The 15,059-nt window shown below is 73.2% G+C and carries 9 protein-coding genes and 1 pseudogene; 8 read left to right on the forward strand and 2 right to left on the reverse strand.

Features of this window, described 5'->3' with window-relative positions; translation table 11 throughout:
- Window positions 1-22: 22 nt before the first annotated feature.
- Together AMA02S_RS31225 and AMA02S_RS31230 are read right to left on the reverse strand one after the other, a co-directional pair.
- Window positions 23-1,234 carry a PrsW family intramembrane metalloprotease gene (locus AMA02S_RS31225; protein ID WP_067465380.1) on the reverse strand — a complete coding sequence of 404 codons (1,212 nt, stop codon included), beginning with the start codon at window positions 1,232-1,234 and terminating at the stop codon, window positions 23-25.
- A 92-nt stretch (window positions 1,235-1,326) separates the two neighbouring features.
- Window positions 1,327-2,334, reverse strand: a complete 1,008-nt coding sequence (locus tag AMA02S_RS31230) for a heme o synthase (protein ID WP_084265770.1) — start codon at window positions 2,332-2,334, stop codon at window positions 1,327-1,329.
- Between the two features lie 611 nt (window positions 2,335-2,945).
- On the opposite strand from AMA02S_RS31230, the gene tkt reads away from it, so the two are divergent.
- From tkt to pgl, 8 genes and pseudogenes are all read left to right on the forward strand, one after another.
- Complete coding sequence (tkt, locus tag AMA02S_RS31235) at window positions 2,946-5,072, forward strand: transketolase (protein WP_067465383.1); 2,127 nt, start codon at window positions 2,946-2,948, stop codon at window positions 5,070-5,072.
- 124 nt (window positions 5,073-5,196) lie between these two features.
- On the forward strand, window positions 5,197-6,312 hold the full coding sequence (gene tal / locus AMA02S_RS31240) for a transaldolase (RefSeq protein ID WP_067465386.1): 1,116 nt from the start codon (window positions 5,197-5,199) through the stop codon (window positions 6,310-6,312).
- Window positions 6,309-7,964 (forward strand): glucose-6-phosphate isomerase, encoded by a 1,656-nt coding sequence (locus AMA02S_RS31245; RefSeq protein ID WP_067465389.1) that lies wholly within the window; start codon window positions 6,309-6,311, stop codon window positions 7,962-7,964. Before tal ends, AMA02S_RS31245 begins: the two co-directional genes overlap by 4 nt.
- Window positions 7,965-8,049: 85 nt before the next feature.
- Complete coding sequence (locus AMA02S_RS31250) at window positions 8,050-9,735, forward strand: phosphoheptose isomerase (protein WP_067465392.1); 1,686 nt, start codon at window positions 8,050-8,052, stop codon at window positions 9,733-9,735.
- Window positions 9,732-11,381, forward strand: coding sequence for a hypothetical protein (locus tag AMA02S_RS31255; RefSeq protein WP_084265771.1), 1,650 nt, complete (start codon window positions 9,732-9,734; stop codon window positions 11,379-11,381). Before AMA02S_RS31250 ends, AMA02S_RS31255 begins: the two co-directional genes overlap by 4 nt.
- A 202-nt stretch (window positions 11,382-11,583) precedes the next feature.
- On the forward strand, window positions 11,584-13,110 hold the full coding sequence (zwf, locus tag AMA02S_RS31260; RefSeq protein ID WP_067465395.1) for a glucose-6-phosphate dehydrogenase: 1,527 nt from the start codon (window positions 11,584-11,586) through the stop codon (window positions 13,108-13,110).
- Window positions 13,111-13,112: 2 nt separating this feature from the next.
- A pseudogene (locus AMA02S_RS31265) lies at window positions 13,113-14,024 on the forward strand (glucose-6-phosphate dehydrogenase assembly protein OpcA); the annotation flags it as partial.
- A 230-nt stretch (window positions 14,025-14,254) separates the two neighbouring features.
- Window positions 14,255-15,034 carry a 6-phosphogluconolactonase gene (gene pgl, locus AMA02S_RS31270; protein WP_067465400.1) on the forward strand — a complete coding sequence of 260 codons (780 nt, stop codon included), beginning with the start codon at window positions 14,255-14,257 and terminating at the stop codon, window positions 15,032-15,034.
- Window positions 15,035-15,059: the final 25 nt, after the last annotated feature.

Below are 15,059 nucleotides of genomic sequence, written 5' to 3' on the forward strand. Positions count from 1 at the left end.
GCGCCCGTGACCCGCCCCCCGGTCACCCGCCGTACGGGCCCGGGGCGCGCGGCGGGAGGAATCCGGACGGGCCCTCCGGCGCCCACGGCGGGCTCTGCCGCGCCTGCGGCGGGGTGCGCAGGAACGCCTGCCTGGCCAGCGACATCAGGTTGAGCAGGGCCTCGCGGCGGGCGGCGAACCAGTGCGGTTCGGCGACGCCCCGGTCGGCGCGTTTGTGCAGCAGCGCCAGCTCGGTCGCGGCGAGCTGGTAGTCGACCATGGCGCGGCCGGCGGGCGCGCCGCCGACCGAGCGGGCCCAGCGGCGGGCGGCGCGGCGGGACGGGATCGAGCGCAGCATCCGCACGTCCTGCGGCGTCACCAGTCCGGTGCCCTCGTACATCGGCAGGTACGTCTCGATGCGCCGGACGGTGTGGCGCCGCTCCACCGAGACGATGACGATCAGCGCGACCAGGACGCAGAAGTCCAGCACGTACACGATGCCGAGGCCGCCGAGGCCGAAGGTGGTGGCGCCGTTCCACAGGCCGTGCAGCAGCATCGCGCCCAGCAGGCCCACGACGGGCGCGAGGATCTGGCCTTTGCGGTGCGTCGCGGCATAGGCGACGCCGAGGCCGGTCATCGAGGTGAACAGCGGGTGGCTGAGCGGCGCTATCAGGCCGCGCAGGACGAACACCGACGTGAGCTGCTGCGCGCCGCCGCCGTCGTAGGCCCGCATGTAGTACGTGATGTTCTCCATCATGGCGAAGCCGAGCCCGACCATGGCGGCGTAGATGAGCCCGTCGGCGAAGCCGTCGATCTCGTTGCGGCGAAACCACAGCAGGCCGAACAGGACGGCGCCCTTGAGCGACTCCTCGATCAGCGGGGCGCCGAAGGTGGCGCTGACGAAGTGGCCCTTCTGCTCGCCGAAGATCGGCACGGTCACGTACAGGAGGCCGAGCGTGTTGAGGATCAGTGCGCCGAGGACGGCGACGCCCGCGCCCCACATGAACGAGAAGATCAGGGCGCGCGGCGGCTCGGGCTCCAGCCGGTCCAGCATGAGCGCGAGGGCGACCAGCAGCGGAATCGGGATGATCGCGAGCAGGAGGCCGACCCAGAACCCGGCGCCACCGTAGAGCGCGTCGATGCCGAGCGCGATGACCGCGCACAGTCCCGAGACGGTCAGTCCCGCGATGAGGGCGACGGGGGGCCTGCCCGGGATGCGCCCTTCGAGCACCGCCTTCGGATCGACACGCGCCATGACGCGAGCGTATCGGCACGTCGGGTGGAGCGCGAAGCACGTCCCTGCACCGAAGGTGACGAGTGCCTGGCGGCTGGGTCCGCCGGTAAGGCTCAGTGGAGCAACGGGTCGACGGCGACCGCGGTGAACAGCAGCGCGAGGTAGACGTTGGAGAGGTGGAAGAAGCGCATCGGCCGAAGGTGGACGCCGGTCACCCCGGCGCGGACGGCCTTCAGCAACCGGTGTCCCTCGGCGAGGAACACCAGCCCGAGCACGACGGCGACGCCGCCGTACACCGGGCCCATCCCGGCCACCGGCCACAGCAGCAGGGAGCAGGCCACGGTGGCGTAGGTGTAGACGAGGCTCTCGGTGACGACGCGGCGCTCGGTGGCGACGACCGGCAGCATCGGGACCTCGGCGACCGCGTAGTCCTCGCGGTAGCGCATGGCGAGCGTCCAGGTGTGCGGCGGTGTCCAGAGGAAGACGACGCCGAACAGCACGAACGGGGTCCAGGCGACGCCGCCGGTGACCGCGGCCCACCCGATGAGGACGGGCATGCAACCCGCGATGCCCCCCCACACCACGTTCTGCGAGGTGCGCCGCTTCAACAGCAGCGAGTACACGAAGACGTAGAACAGGATCGCGAAGAGCGAGCCCACCGCCGCCAGGGGGTTCACCGCGACGAGGAACCCGGCGGTGGACAGCGCGGCCAGCGTGATCCCGAAGATCAGGGCGCGGGCGGGGGTGACCTGGTGGCGGGCGAGCGGCCGGCGCCGGGTGCGGCGCATCTTGGCGTCGATGTCGCGGTCGATGTAGCAGTTGATCGCGTTGGCGGCGCCGGCCGACATCGTGCCGAACGCCAGCGTCAGCAGGACGGTCGACAGCCGCGGGACGCCCCGCTCCGCCAGGAACATCACCGGGATCGTGGTGATCAGGAGCAGCTCGATGACGCGCGGTTTGGTCAGCGCCACGTAGGCGCGCACACTCGCGCCGAGCGCTCGCACCCCGCTGAGGGACCGCCCGGCGGCCACCGGACCGGCCACCGCTTCGAGGGGGCCCGCGGGCGCCCCCGGCACCTGCTCGTCGAGTTCGACCCCGCGCTTGTTACTGAGCACCGTCACAATCGGGTCCACGTCCAACTAGGGATGGGAAATCGCGCGCCGCCTCGGCGGTGCCCCCCGCGATCCGGGCCGGCTTCGGCTTGGGTGCGACTTCGGCTTGGTGAAGATACCGCGGCGACTGCCGTCCGCCGCGCCATCACTGTAGTCCGCCCCCTCGGCGGGTCCATCACCGGGGCGCCGACAGGCGGGCGCAATCAGGTGAGAGGCGGTGCGAGGGCGCCTGCCCTCTCCGGAAGAGATGCCCTCATCGAGTTCACCCGTACGGAAGGTTAGCCACGAGCCGATCGGGCAAGGGTCGGGCGAAGCGGGGCGGACCGGTCGGCGGGACGCGGCGCCGGTCAGGCATGTCCCGGCTCGTGCGCCTTCTGTCCCGTCCTGCCTGCGACGGGCCGCTTGCGCGATAGGCTCGCAGCAGGCGCGGCATGATCTTCGCCGACCATGCGGACGACGGTCGCGAGGGGCCCAAGGGAAGACGCACGGCGCCGCCGGGCGTTTCGCCCATGGAGGCCGCCGCGGAAGACGCGCCCGGCGTCCGCGCGAGGCACATCACTGGCAAGTGGCATCGCTGACAAGTGGTTCCAGAGAGCGGTTCGAGAGGAGCCTGGCGTTCCGTGAGTGGGGACAACAGCACGTTTGAATGGTCCGACCTGGACCGGCGGGCGACGGACGTGATCCGCGCCCTCGCCATGGACGCGGTCGAGGAGGCGGGCTCCGGTCACCCAGGGACCGCCATGAGCCTCGCACCAGCCGCCTACCTTCTCTTCCAGCGATTCCTCCGGCATGACCCGACGGACCCCAACTGGCCCGGCCGGGACAGGTTCGTGCTCTCCTGCGGGCACTCCAGCCTGACCCTGTACATCCAGCTCTACCTGTCGGGCTACCCGCTGACGCTGGACGACCTCAAGTCGCTGCGCAAGTGGGACAGCCTCACCCCCGGCCACCCGGAGCACGGGCACACCGCCGGGGTGGAGACGACCACCGGACCGCTCGGCCAGGGTGTCGCGAACGCCGTGGGCATGGCGATGGCGGCGCGCCGCGAGCGCGGCCTGTTCGACCCGGACGCGCCGCAGGGCGAATCCCCCTTCGACCACACCATCTGGGCGTTCGCGTCCGACGGCGACATCGAGGAGGGCATCACCCACGAGGCGAGCGCGCTCGCGGGGCACCAGCGGCTCGGCAACCTGGTGCTGCTCTACGACGACAACCACATCTCGATCGAGGACGACACGGCCATCGCGCTGTCGGAGGACGTGCGAGCCCGGTACGAGGCGTACGGCTGGGACGTGCACAGCGTCGACTGGACCGAGAACGGCGACTACGAGGAGAACGTCGGCCGGCTCGCCGCGGCGCTCGCCGCGGCGAAGGCCGAGACGTCCCGCCCGTCCTTCGTCGCGCTGCGGACGATCATCGGCTGGCCGGCGCCCAACAAGAAGAACACCGGCAAGATCCACGGTTCCGCGCTGGGTGCCGACGAGGTCGCCGCGACCAAGCGGATCCTCGGCCTGGACCCGGCGGAGACCTTCCACGTCCCCGAGGACGTGCTGGCGCACTCCCGCGAGGTGTCCACCCGCGGCCGCGCCGACCACGCCGAGTGGGACGCGGCCTTCCAGGCATGGCGGGCGGCGAACCCCGAGCGCGCCGCCGAGTACGACCGGATCTCCGCCCGCACCCTCCCGGCGGGCTGGGAGAGCGCGCTCCCGGAGTTCGCGGCGGGCAAGGACCTCGCGACCCGCGCCGCGTCCGGTGAGGTGCTGACCGCGCTGGCGCCGGTGCTGCCGGAGCTGTGGGGCGGTTCGGCCGACCTCGCCGAGAGCAACAACACGACGATGAAGGGCGAGCCGTCCTTCATCCCCGAGGAGTTCCAGACCAAGGAGTTCCCCGGCGACCGGTACGGCCGCACGCTGCACTTCGGCGTCCGCGAGCACGCGATGGGCGCGATCTGCAACGGCATCGCGCTGCACGGCGGCACCCGCCCGTACGGTGGCACGTTCTTGATCTTCAGCGACTACATGCGCCCGGCGGTGCGGCTGGCGGCGCTGATGCGGCTGCCGGTCACCTACGTGTGGACGCACGACTCGATCGGCCTCGGCGAGGACGGTCCCACCCACCAGCCGGTCGAGCACCTGTGGGCGCTGCGCGCTATCCCCGGCCTGGACGTGGTCCGCCCCGCCGACGCGAACGAGACGGCCGTCGCGTGGCGGACGGTGCTCCAGCACACCGACCGCCCGGCGGGGCTGGCGCTGACCCGGCAGAAGCTGCCGACGCTGGAGCGCGGCGGCGAGATCGCGTCCGCGGACGGCGTCGCCAAGGGCGGCTACGTGCTGGCGGACGCCGAGGGCGGGCGCCCCGAGGTGATCATCATCGCGACGGGCAGCGAGGTTTCGCTCGCACTGGAGGCCCGGCGGACGCTGCAGTCCGAGGGCACCCCGACGCGGGTGGTCTCGATGCCGTGCGTGGAGTGGTTCGACGAGCAGACCGACGCCTACCGGCAGGAGGTCCTGCCGCCGGGAGTGCGGGCCCGCGTCTCGGTCGAGGCCGGGATCGCGCTCGGCTGGCGCGGCTACGTCGGCGACGTCGGCGAGTCGGTGAGCCTGGAGCACTTCGGCGCGTCCGCCGACTACAAGACACTGTTCCTGCAGTTCGGGATCACCTCCGAGCGGGTCGTCGCGGCGGCGAAGGCCAGCCTGATCAAGGCCGGCGTCCAGGACGCCGGGCGCGGTTTCACCACCGGCAGCTGACCGTGTTCACGGCCGTCCCGGCCTGGGCCCGCCCCACCGGACAGGTGGCGCGCTCGCGCGACGGTGCCTGGGCCGGGACGCCGTGGACGGTCCCCGGTGAGAACTCGATGACGAGGAGAAGGCGATGAGTGACAGTCTGAAGCGGCTCTCGGACGAGGGCGTGTCGATCTGGCTCGACGACATCAGCCGCGAGCGGCTGCGGACGGGCAACCTGGCGGAGTTGGTCAAGGACAAGCACGTCGTCGGCGTCACGTCCAACCCGACGATCTTCGCGAAGGCGCTGAGCAAGGGATCGGCCTACGACGAGCAGGTCCGTGACCTGGCGCTGCGCGGCGTGGACGTCGAGGAGGCGTCCCGCGCGATCACCACCTATGACATCCGCTGGGGCTGCGACGTGCTGCGCCCCGTCTACGACCGGACGGACGGGCTCGACGGCCGCGTCTCGATCGAGGTGGACCCGCGGTTGGCCCGCGAGACCGCCAAGACGGTCGCCGAGGCGCGCGCCCTGTGGTGGCTGGTGGACCGGCCGAATCTGTTCATCAAGATCCCGGCGACCGAGGAGGGGCTCGACGCGATCACGGCGACGCTGGCGGAGGGCATCAGCGTGAACGTGACGCTGATCTTCTCCCTGGAGCGCTACGGCAAGGTCATCGACGCGTACTTCGCGGGCCTGGAGCAGGCCCGCGCGAACGGACACGACCTGTCGAAGATCGCGTCGGTGGCGTCGTTCTTCGTCAGCCGGGTGGACACCGAGATCGACAAGCGCCTCGACAAGATCGACTCGGCTGAGGCGAAGGCCCTGCGCTCGAAGGCCGGCCTGGCGAACGCCCGGCTGGCGTACGCGCTGTACGAGGAGAGGTTCGGCACCGACCGCTGGACGGCGCTGAAGGACGCCGGTGCCCGCCCGCAGCGTCCGCTGTGGGCGTCGACCGGTGTGAAGGACCCGGACCTCAACGACACCCTGTATGTGGACGAGCTCGTCGCGCCCGGGGTGGTCAACACGATGCCGGAGGCGACGCTGGTCGCCGAGGCCGACCACGGCCAGGTGCGCGGCGACACCGTCCGCGGCGCCTACGACGACGCCCGCGCGCACATGAAGGCGTTGAAGGACGCCGGTGTGGACTACGACGACGTCGTCCGGGTCCTGGAGGACGAGGGCGTCGAGAAGTTCGCGGCCTCCTGGAAGGAACTGCTGGAGAGCATCGCCGGTGAGCTGAAAGCCACGAGGGCCGGCGCGTGACCTCGGTGGTGACCGCCGGGGGGATCTCGGTCACCATCCGCGGCGCCGTCGTCGAGGAGGGCGAGACGGTCCTGGACCGGCTCGTCTCCGACGGGGTGCCGGGTTCACTGGCGTCGCGCAACTCCAAACTCTGGGGTCCGGACGCGGCCCCGTTGGCCGCCCGCAGCCTCGGTTGGCTGGGCTTGCCGGAAACCTCACGGTCGCTGGCGGCCCGGCTGGCGGGGCCCGCGGACGAGGCCCGCGACGCCGGCCTGGACCGGGTCGTGCTGGCCGGGGCGGGTGGGGCCGCGCTCGCCGCCGAGGCCATCTGCCGGACGGCGGGGGTGGAGCTGACCGTCCTGGACACCACCGATCCGCACGAGGTGTCGGGCGTCCTCGCGACGGGCCTGGACCGGACGCTCGTCGTCGTGGCCGGCGAGAGCCTCCAGGCCGAAACACTCCGCCGCGTCTTCGCGGGGGCGTTCTCCGACGCGGGGGTCACGGGCGACGCGCTGGCGCGCCGGTTCGTCGTCGTCGCGGACGCCGGATCGCCGCTGGAACGCGCGGCCCGCGAGGCGGGCCACCCCGTCGTGCAGTCCGAACCGGACGTGGACGGCCGGTTCGGCGCGCTCGGCGCGCAGGCCCTCGTCCCCGCCGCGCTCGCCGGAGTGGACCTCGGCGGCTTGCTGGACGAGGCGTCCGGGCTGGCGGGCGCGCTGCGTCAGCCCTACGACAACCCTGCCCTCGCGCTGGGCGCGGCCCTCGGTTCCTCGGTGCTCGCTCACCGCGACAAACTGATCATCGCCGACCAGGGCTCCGGCCTCGCCGGGTTCGGCGGGTGGGCCGAGCAGTTGGTGGCGGGGGCCACCGGCAAACAGGGCAAGGGAATGCTGCCGGTCGTGGTGGAGGGCGTCGACTCTCCCGGCTTCGAGCTGACCGGTGAGGTGCGGCGCGTCATTCTCGGCCGCCGCCCGGACGAGCCGGGGCCGGGCCGCGAGGCGGGGTTGAGCGTCGCGGGCCCACTCGGCGCGCAGTTCCTGCTGTGGGAGTACGCGACGGCGGTCGCGGCGCGGGTGATCGGGGTGGACCCGTTCGCCGAGCCCGATGTCGGCGAGTCTGCGGCGGCCACCGCGGCGCTGCTGCGCTCGGAGGAGGGCGCGGCGCCGACGGTCGTCCGGACACCGCCGGCCCTGGTGGCGGGCGCGGTGGAGGTGCACGCGCCGGCGGAGCTGCTCAGGGGCGCGGAGAACCTCACCGACGCCCTGGAGGTGCTCCTCGACGCCGTCCCGGAGCACGGCTACCTCGCCGTCCTGGCCTACCTGGACCGTACCGGCGAAGCCGGGGCCGCCGACCTGCGGGCGCTGCTGGCCACGCGGGGCGCCAAGCTCCGCAAACGCCCGGCTCCCGTCACGTTCGGGTGGGGCCCGCGGCACCTGCACACGACCGGCCAGTATCACAAGGGTGGCCCGCAGAACGGCGCGTTCCTGCAGATCACCGGGGCTGTCACCACCGACGTCCCGGTCCCGGGGCGCCCCTACTCCCTGGGTGAGCTTCAGCTGGCCCAGGCGTTCGGTGACCTGCGGGTCCTGCGCTCGCTCGCGCGTCCGGCCGTGCGGCTCCACCTCCGCGACCGCGGGGAGGGTCTCGCCCAGCTGAGGGACGCCCTGGCCTGAGCCGTATTCACCTGTGGGCAGAAGATCGTGGGAGATGGTCGCGGATGCCCTTTCTCTCCTGGAACGATGGGGGGAGGAGGGAACGGTGTCCGGATTCGACGTACTGACGCGCGGCGACGTGCTGGACTCGGCGCTGCAGGCGAGGGACTACCTCGTCGGCTGCGGCGTCCCCGGCGCGCTCGCCGCGAAGGACCCGCGGCTGTGGGGGCGGCGCGCGGTCGACCACAGCAGGCTGGGATGGCTGGACCTGCCGTTCGCCTCCCGCGGGCTGCTCAAGCAGGTGGACGGGCTGGTCGCCGAGGCGCGCTACTCGGGCCTCGACCACATCGTGCTGATCGGGGTGGGGGCGGAGAGCCTGGCCGCCCAGGCGATCGTGGAGGCGCACGTGCCCGCCTCGGTGGGACGCCAGGACGCGCCAGACCGGCCGGGCGGCGAGCTGACCGTCCTGGACGGCAGTGACACCGCCGGGCTCGCGTTCGCCCTGGAGCGGCTCGACCGGACACTCGTCGTGCTGGCCAGCAAGGTGGGCGTGTCCCTGGAGGGCGACGCCTACCGCCGGATCTTCGCGGGAGCGTTCCGCGAGCGGGGACTGTCCGAGCGGGAGATCGCAAGCCGGTTCCTGGTGATCACCGATCATGGGAGTCCGCTGCACGACTTCGCACGGCAGTGCGGGTACCGGATCGGGCTGACCGATCCGTACCTGCCGGGGCATTTCGGCGCGCTGTCGGCGTACGGGCTGGTGCCCGCGGTGCTCGCGGGCGCCGACGCCGAGGCGCTGCTGGACGAGGCGGCGTCGCTGGTGCCGTCGCTGTCCAAGGACGAGGACAACCCCGGACTGCTGCTCGGCGCAATTCTCGGCGGCAGCGCGCAGCAGGGCCCCGGTGGGATCGCACGGAACAAGGTGATGCTGCGCGAGCCCAGCGGGCCCGGCGCGCTCGGGGCGTGGATCTCCCAGCTCCTCGCGGTCGGCACCGGCAAGCGGGGACGGGGCGTGCTCGCGTTCGAGCCGCCCGGTGTCAAGGGCACCTTCCCGGATGTGCATGGTGTGGCGCTGAACCCGCGGTCGGCGGCGCAGGAGGACGCCGACACGTCGGTGTGGGCGCCGCTGGGGGCGCAGTTCCTGCTGTGGGAGTACGCGACGGCCGTCTCCGGGTGGCTGCTCGGCGTCAACCCGTTCGAACCGGGCGGAACGTCCGTCCAGGAGACCGAGGACGAGGCGGCGGCGCTGCTGCGGAAGGCGCGTGGAGGCCCGCTGGCGGCCGAGCCGCCGGTGTACGTGGAGGACGGCATCGAGGTGCACGCCGACTTCCCGTGGCCGCCCGGCGCCGATCTGCGGACGGTCCTCGGCGGGCTGACGGCGGCGGTGCCCTCGGAGGGCTACCTGTCGGTGGTGACGTATCTGTCCGGCGACTTCTCCGGCCGCTACCTCGCCCCGTCGTTCGCACGCGCGGCAGGCCGTCCCGTCGTGTACGGCCCGGGTCCCGCCTACCCGCACGCCACCGGCCCCATCCACAAGGACGGGCCGGGCAACGGTGCGTTCCTCGTCATCACCGGCGATCCCGCGCCGGGCGACTCGCTGGCCGAGCACCCCGTGCCCGGACGGCCCTACAGCCTGGCCAAGCTCCAGATGGCGCGCGCGCTGGCCGAGGTGCGGGCGCTGCGCAATCGCGGCCTGCCCGTCCTTCGGATGCACCTGCGCGATCCGGTCGAGGGCGCCGGCCTGCTCACCGAGGCGGTGCGGGCGGTGGCGGGAGTGGGACGCGGAACGTGACCGGCTTCACGGCGGTCGTCTCGGGGGAGACGGCGATCACCGCCCGGGGGATGCTCCGGGAGGCGGCCGAGCGCGTCCTCGGACGCCTGTGGATCGACCAGGTGCCCGTCCGGCTCGCCTCGGAGGAGGCGACGCTGTGGCCGTCATCGGCCGCCGCGGAGGCGGAGGGCAGGACGCTGTGCTGGCCCGGCCAGCCGGGTCCGGCGCGGGCGGTACTGGACCGCGCGGCCGAACTGCGCGACCGGGCGCGCGAGGACGGGCTGACCGAGGTGCTGCTGCTCGGCCGCGGCGCTCCCGCACGTGCCGCGGAGGCGATCGTCCGGCATGCCTCCAGCGTGTCCGGTCCCCTGGACCCGCTCGATGCGACCGGTCCGTTCGAACCGCCTGGTTCCCTCACCGTGCTGGACAGCCCGGAGCCGGGCCCGCTGGTGCGCATCGGCGAGGACCCGGAGCGGCTCGCCCGGACGATGGTCGTGGTCACCGGCGACGACGCCGGCACCGAGACGCTCCGCCGGATCCTGCTGAGGATGCTGGCGGAACTCGGCCTGTCCGCCGCCGAGATCGCGCGCCGGTTCGTCACGGTGGCAGCGCCGGGCGCGGCGCCGGCCAAGCTCGCCGCCGAGGCCGGGCATGCCGTGATCGAGGCGCCGGCCCCGACCGCCTTCGGTGCCCTGTCCCCCTACGCACTGGTGCCGGCCGCCCTCGCCGGCGCGGACGCGACGGCGCTGCTGGACGGCGCCGCCGCCATCCTGCCGTCGCTGACCCGGCCGGAGAACAATCCGGGACTGGTGCTCGGCGCGATCCTCGGCGGCGCGGCGCGCGCCGGTCGCCGGACGGTCGTGCTGGGCGGCCACCCCGCCGGCCTCCCGGGCGTCGCGTCCTGGATCGGGCACCTGCTGGACGAGGCCGTGCACGGACGGATCATGCCGATCGTGCAGGCCGGGGGGCTGCCGCTGGCGCCGGCAGACGACCTGTTCCTGGTGACGCTCGACGGACGCCCGCGCCAGGACGACGCCACCGTCTCCGGGCCGCTGGCCGCGCAGCTGGTCGTGTGGGAGTACGCCGCCGCCGTGGCCGCCTACCTGCTGGAGCTGGACCCGCTCGCGCCACCCGCCCACCCGGCCACGCCGACCCTCGACGGCGGGACGGGCGAGCCGCTCGTGGTGGACGGGGAACCCGGCAGCGCCGTGGAGGCGTACACCACCGACGCGGCGCTCGCGGAGGCGCCCGGTCTGACGCCGCTGCTGGACGGGCTGGCCCGGCGGGTCGGCCCGGACGAGCACCTGGCGATCGTCGCCTACCTCGACGCCGATGAGGCGCGCGGGCAGGGTGCGCAGGTCCGGCGGCTGGCGGCGCTGCTCGCCTCGCGGTGCGCCCGGCCCGTCACCGTCAGTTGGGGGTGCCGTTACCCCGCGTTCGGGAATGATCTCCGGGAGAAGGGCGTATACCTGTTGGTGACGGGTAACGTCGTCCGCGACGTTCCGGTCCCGGACCGGCACCACCGGCTGGGCATGCTCCAGCTCGCGCAGGCCCTCGGCGACGCCCGTGCGGCGCGCGGAGACGGCCGCCCGGTGGTCCGGCTGCACCTGCAGGACCGCTGGGCGGGACTCGCCCGGCTGCTCGACTCCGCCCGAGGAGGGGCATGAGCGCGCCGCCGGCGGCGACACCCATGTTCGCGATGCCCCATGTCGCATCAGCACAAGGCTTGACACGTCGTCAACACGAAATGCGTGGTCATATCAGGATGCGCAGTGAGTGCAGAGCGGGCCGTCCACCCGGGGCGGGCCGCGATATCAGGACGGGACAGTGGGCAGGAACGGTCCACGCAGTTGCAGAGGGGGCCGCCACGTGACCTACACCGCCAATCCGCTTCGGGACCCGCGGGACAAGCGCCTGCCGCGGGTGGCCGGGCCGTGCGTGCTCGTGCTCTTCGGGGTCACCGGGGACCTGGCGCGCAAGAAGCTCCTCCCGGCCATCTACGACCTGTCGAACCGGGGGCTGCTTCCGCCGGGCTTCTCCCTCGTCGGGTTCGCGCGCCGCGACTGGGAGAACGAGGACTTCCGGCAGATCGCCTATGAGGCGGTGAAGGCGCACGCCCGGACCCCGTTCCGCGAGGACGTGTGGACGCACCTGTCGGAGGGCATGCACTTCGTCCCCGGCGAGTTCAGCGACCCGGGCGCGTTCGACACGCTCGCGATGGCCGTGAAGGAGCTGGACGACAACCGCGGGACGGGCGGCAACTACGCCTTCTACCTGTCGATTCCCCCGAAGTTCTTCCCACAGGTCGTCGAGCAGCTGCAGCGCAGCGGGCTGGCCGAGCGCAAGGAGCGCGCCTGGCGGCGGGTCGTCATCGAGAAGCCGTTCGGGCACAACCTGGCGAGCGCCAAGGAGCTGAACGACACCGTCCACCGCGTGTTCCCCGAGGAGTCGATCTTCCGGATCGACCACTACCTCGGCAAGGAGACGGTCCAGAACATCCTGGCGCTGCGGTTCGCCAACACGATGTACGAGCCGATCTGGAACCGCTCGTTTGTCGACCACGTGCAGATCACGATGGCCGAGGACATCGGCATCGGCGGGCGTGCCGGCTACTACGACGGCATCGGCGCGGCCCGCGACGTCATCCAGAACCACCTGCTGCAGTTGCTCGCGCTGACGGCGATGGAGGAGCCGACGTCGTTCAGCGCCGAGGCCGTCCGCGCGGAGAAGGCGAAGATCCTCTCCTCGGTGCGGGTGCCCGGCGACCTCGCCCAGTCCACCGCGCGCGGCCAGTACGCCGCGGGCTGGCAGGGCGGCGTGAGCGTCCAGGGCTACCTGGAGGAGGAGGGCATCCCCGCCGACTCCCGTACCGAGACCTATGCCGCGGTCAAGCTGGAGATCGACAACCGCCGCTGGGCGGGCGTCCCGTTCTACCTGCGCACCGGCAAGCGCCTCAGCCGCCGGGTGACGGAGGTCGCGATGGTGTTCCAGCGGGCGCCGCACCTGCCGTTCTCCCACACCGACACCGAGGAACTCGGGCAGAACGTGCTGGTGATGCGCGTGCAGCCGGACGAGGGCATCACGGTGCGGTTCGGGTCGAAGGTGCCGGGCACCTCGATGGAGATCCGCGACGTCAACATGGACTTCGCCTATGGCGAGTCGTTCACCGAGTCCTCCCCCGAGGCCTACGAGCGGCTGCTGCTGGACGTGCTGATCGGCGACCCGCCGCTGTTCCCGCGCCAGGAGGAGGTCGAGCTGTCCTGGAAGATCCTCGACCCGATCGAGGAGTACTGGGCGGAGCGGGGCAGCCTCGACCAGTACCGGTCCGGCGGCTACGGGCCCGACAGCGCCGACGAACTGATGGCGCGTGACGGGCGTTCTTGGAGGCGACTCTAACGATGAACATCGATCTCACCGGCACCTCCACGCGCCGGATCCAGGAGGCGCTGACGCAGGCGCGGCACCTGATGGGCGGCCCGGCCGTCGGCATGGTGCTGACCTTGATCATCGTGACGGACGAGTCGGCGCAGTACGACGCGGTCCGCGCGGCCACCGAGGCGGCGCGCGAGCACCCGTGCCGGGTGCTGACCGTCATCTCCCGCGATCCGCGCGGTAGCTCCTCCCGGCTGGACGCCGAGATCCGGATGGGCGAGACCGGCCCCGGGGAGACCGTCCTGCTGCGCATGTACGGGCCGCTCGCCGAGCACGCCGACTCGGTGGTCGTCCCGCTGCTGATGCCCGACACCCCGGTGGTGACGTGGTGGCCGGGCGGCCAGGTGCCGAAACAGCCCGCCATGGACCCGCTCGGGCGGCTCGCGCAGCGCCGCGTCACCGACTCCTACGCGGCCCGCGACCGGCTGGGCACGCTCGCCCAGCTCGCCGAGGGCTACCGTCCGGGCGACACCGACTTCACCTGGACGCGGCTGACGTCGTGGCGGTCGCTGCTGGCGGCGGCGCTCGACCAGGACCACGAGGAGATCGTGTCCGGCGAGGTGGTCGCCGAGCCCGACAGCCCGAGCGCGGAGCTGCTGGCGGCGTGGCTGTCGATCCGGCTCGGCGTCGCCGTCGACCGGACGGTCTCCGAGGGCCCCGGCATCACCGGCGTGAAGCTGACGACGACGGGCGGCGACATCGTGCTGCACCGCCCGGACGGACGCGTCGCGACATTGTGCCGTCCCGGACAGCCCGACCGCCAGGTGTCGCTGGTGCGGCGCCCGATGGCCGAACTGCTGGCCGAAGAGCTGCGGCGCCTCGACCCCGACGAGGTCTACCAGGAGGCGGCGGCACGGTTCGCCAAGGACCTGGCGGGCGGCGCGACCAGCGAGGGCCTCGCGAGCGAGCCGGTGTCGGCCACGGCCGAGGCGGCCACGACCGAGGCCGCGGGGCGGGAGGCCGAGGAGAGTGGCCGTCCCGCCGCGCCGGACGGGGCGCCGCGGTCCGCGACGCCCAAGCCGTCGGCCCCCAAGCCCGCGGCTCCTCGGCCACCCGGGGGTAAGCCGACGGCGAGGAAGCCGGGGCACGGCAGACCGGCGGGGGACGCGTGACGCCCCCCGGCATCGTGATCCACCGCGACCAGGACGTGCTCGCCGCGGCTGTCGCGGCGCGGCTGGTGACGCGGATCGCCGACGCCCAGGCGGCGCGCGGGTCGGCGTCGGTCGTGCTGACCGGCGGGGGCGTGGGCACGGCGGTGCTCGCCGCGCTCGCCGCCTCGCCGGCGCGGGACGCGGTCGACTGGCGGAACCTCGACGTGTGGTGGGGGGACGAGCGCTTCCTGCCGTCCGGCGACCCCGAGCGCAACGAGACCGGCGCCCGGGCGGCGCTGCTCGACCATGTGCCCGTGGATCCAGTGCGGGTGCATCCGATGGCGCCGTCGGACGGGGCGGACGGCGACGCCCCTGACGCCGCCGCGGCGCGGTACGCCGCCGAGTTGCGCGCGGCGGTGCGCCCCGCGGACCACGGCCCGGTCCCGTCGTTTGACGTGCTGATGCTGGGCGTCGGGCCGGACGCGCACGTCGCGTCCCTGTTCCCCGGGATGCCCGCGCTGCGGGACGAGCGCCCGGTGGTGGCGGTGCTCGGCGCGCCGAAACCGCCACCGACCCGGATCTCCTTGACGTTCGCGTCCCTGCGCGCGGCGCGCGAGGTGTGGGTGCTCGCCGCGGGCGCGTCGAAGGCGAAGGCCGTCCGGCTGGGGCTGACAGAGCCGACGTCTGAGCAGGCGCCCGTCGCGGGCGCGCGCGGGCGTGAGCGCACGCTTTTCCTGCTCGACCGGGACGCCGCGTCGGAGCTGCCGCCGGGCGCCGGGCGGAGCGCCTCCTCTTGAGGTCATGGCGGTGCCGCGCGGCACG

The organism is Actinomadura macra NBRC 14102, assembly GCF_001552215.1.
Classification (GTDB): domain Bacteria; phylum Actinomycetota; class Actinomycetes; order Streptosporangiales; family Streptosporangiaceae; genus Spirillospora; species Spirillospora macra.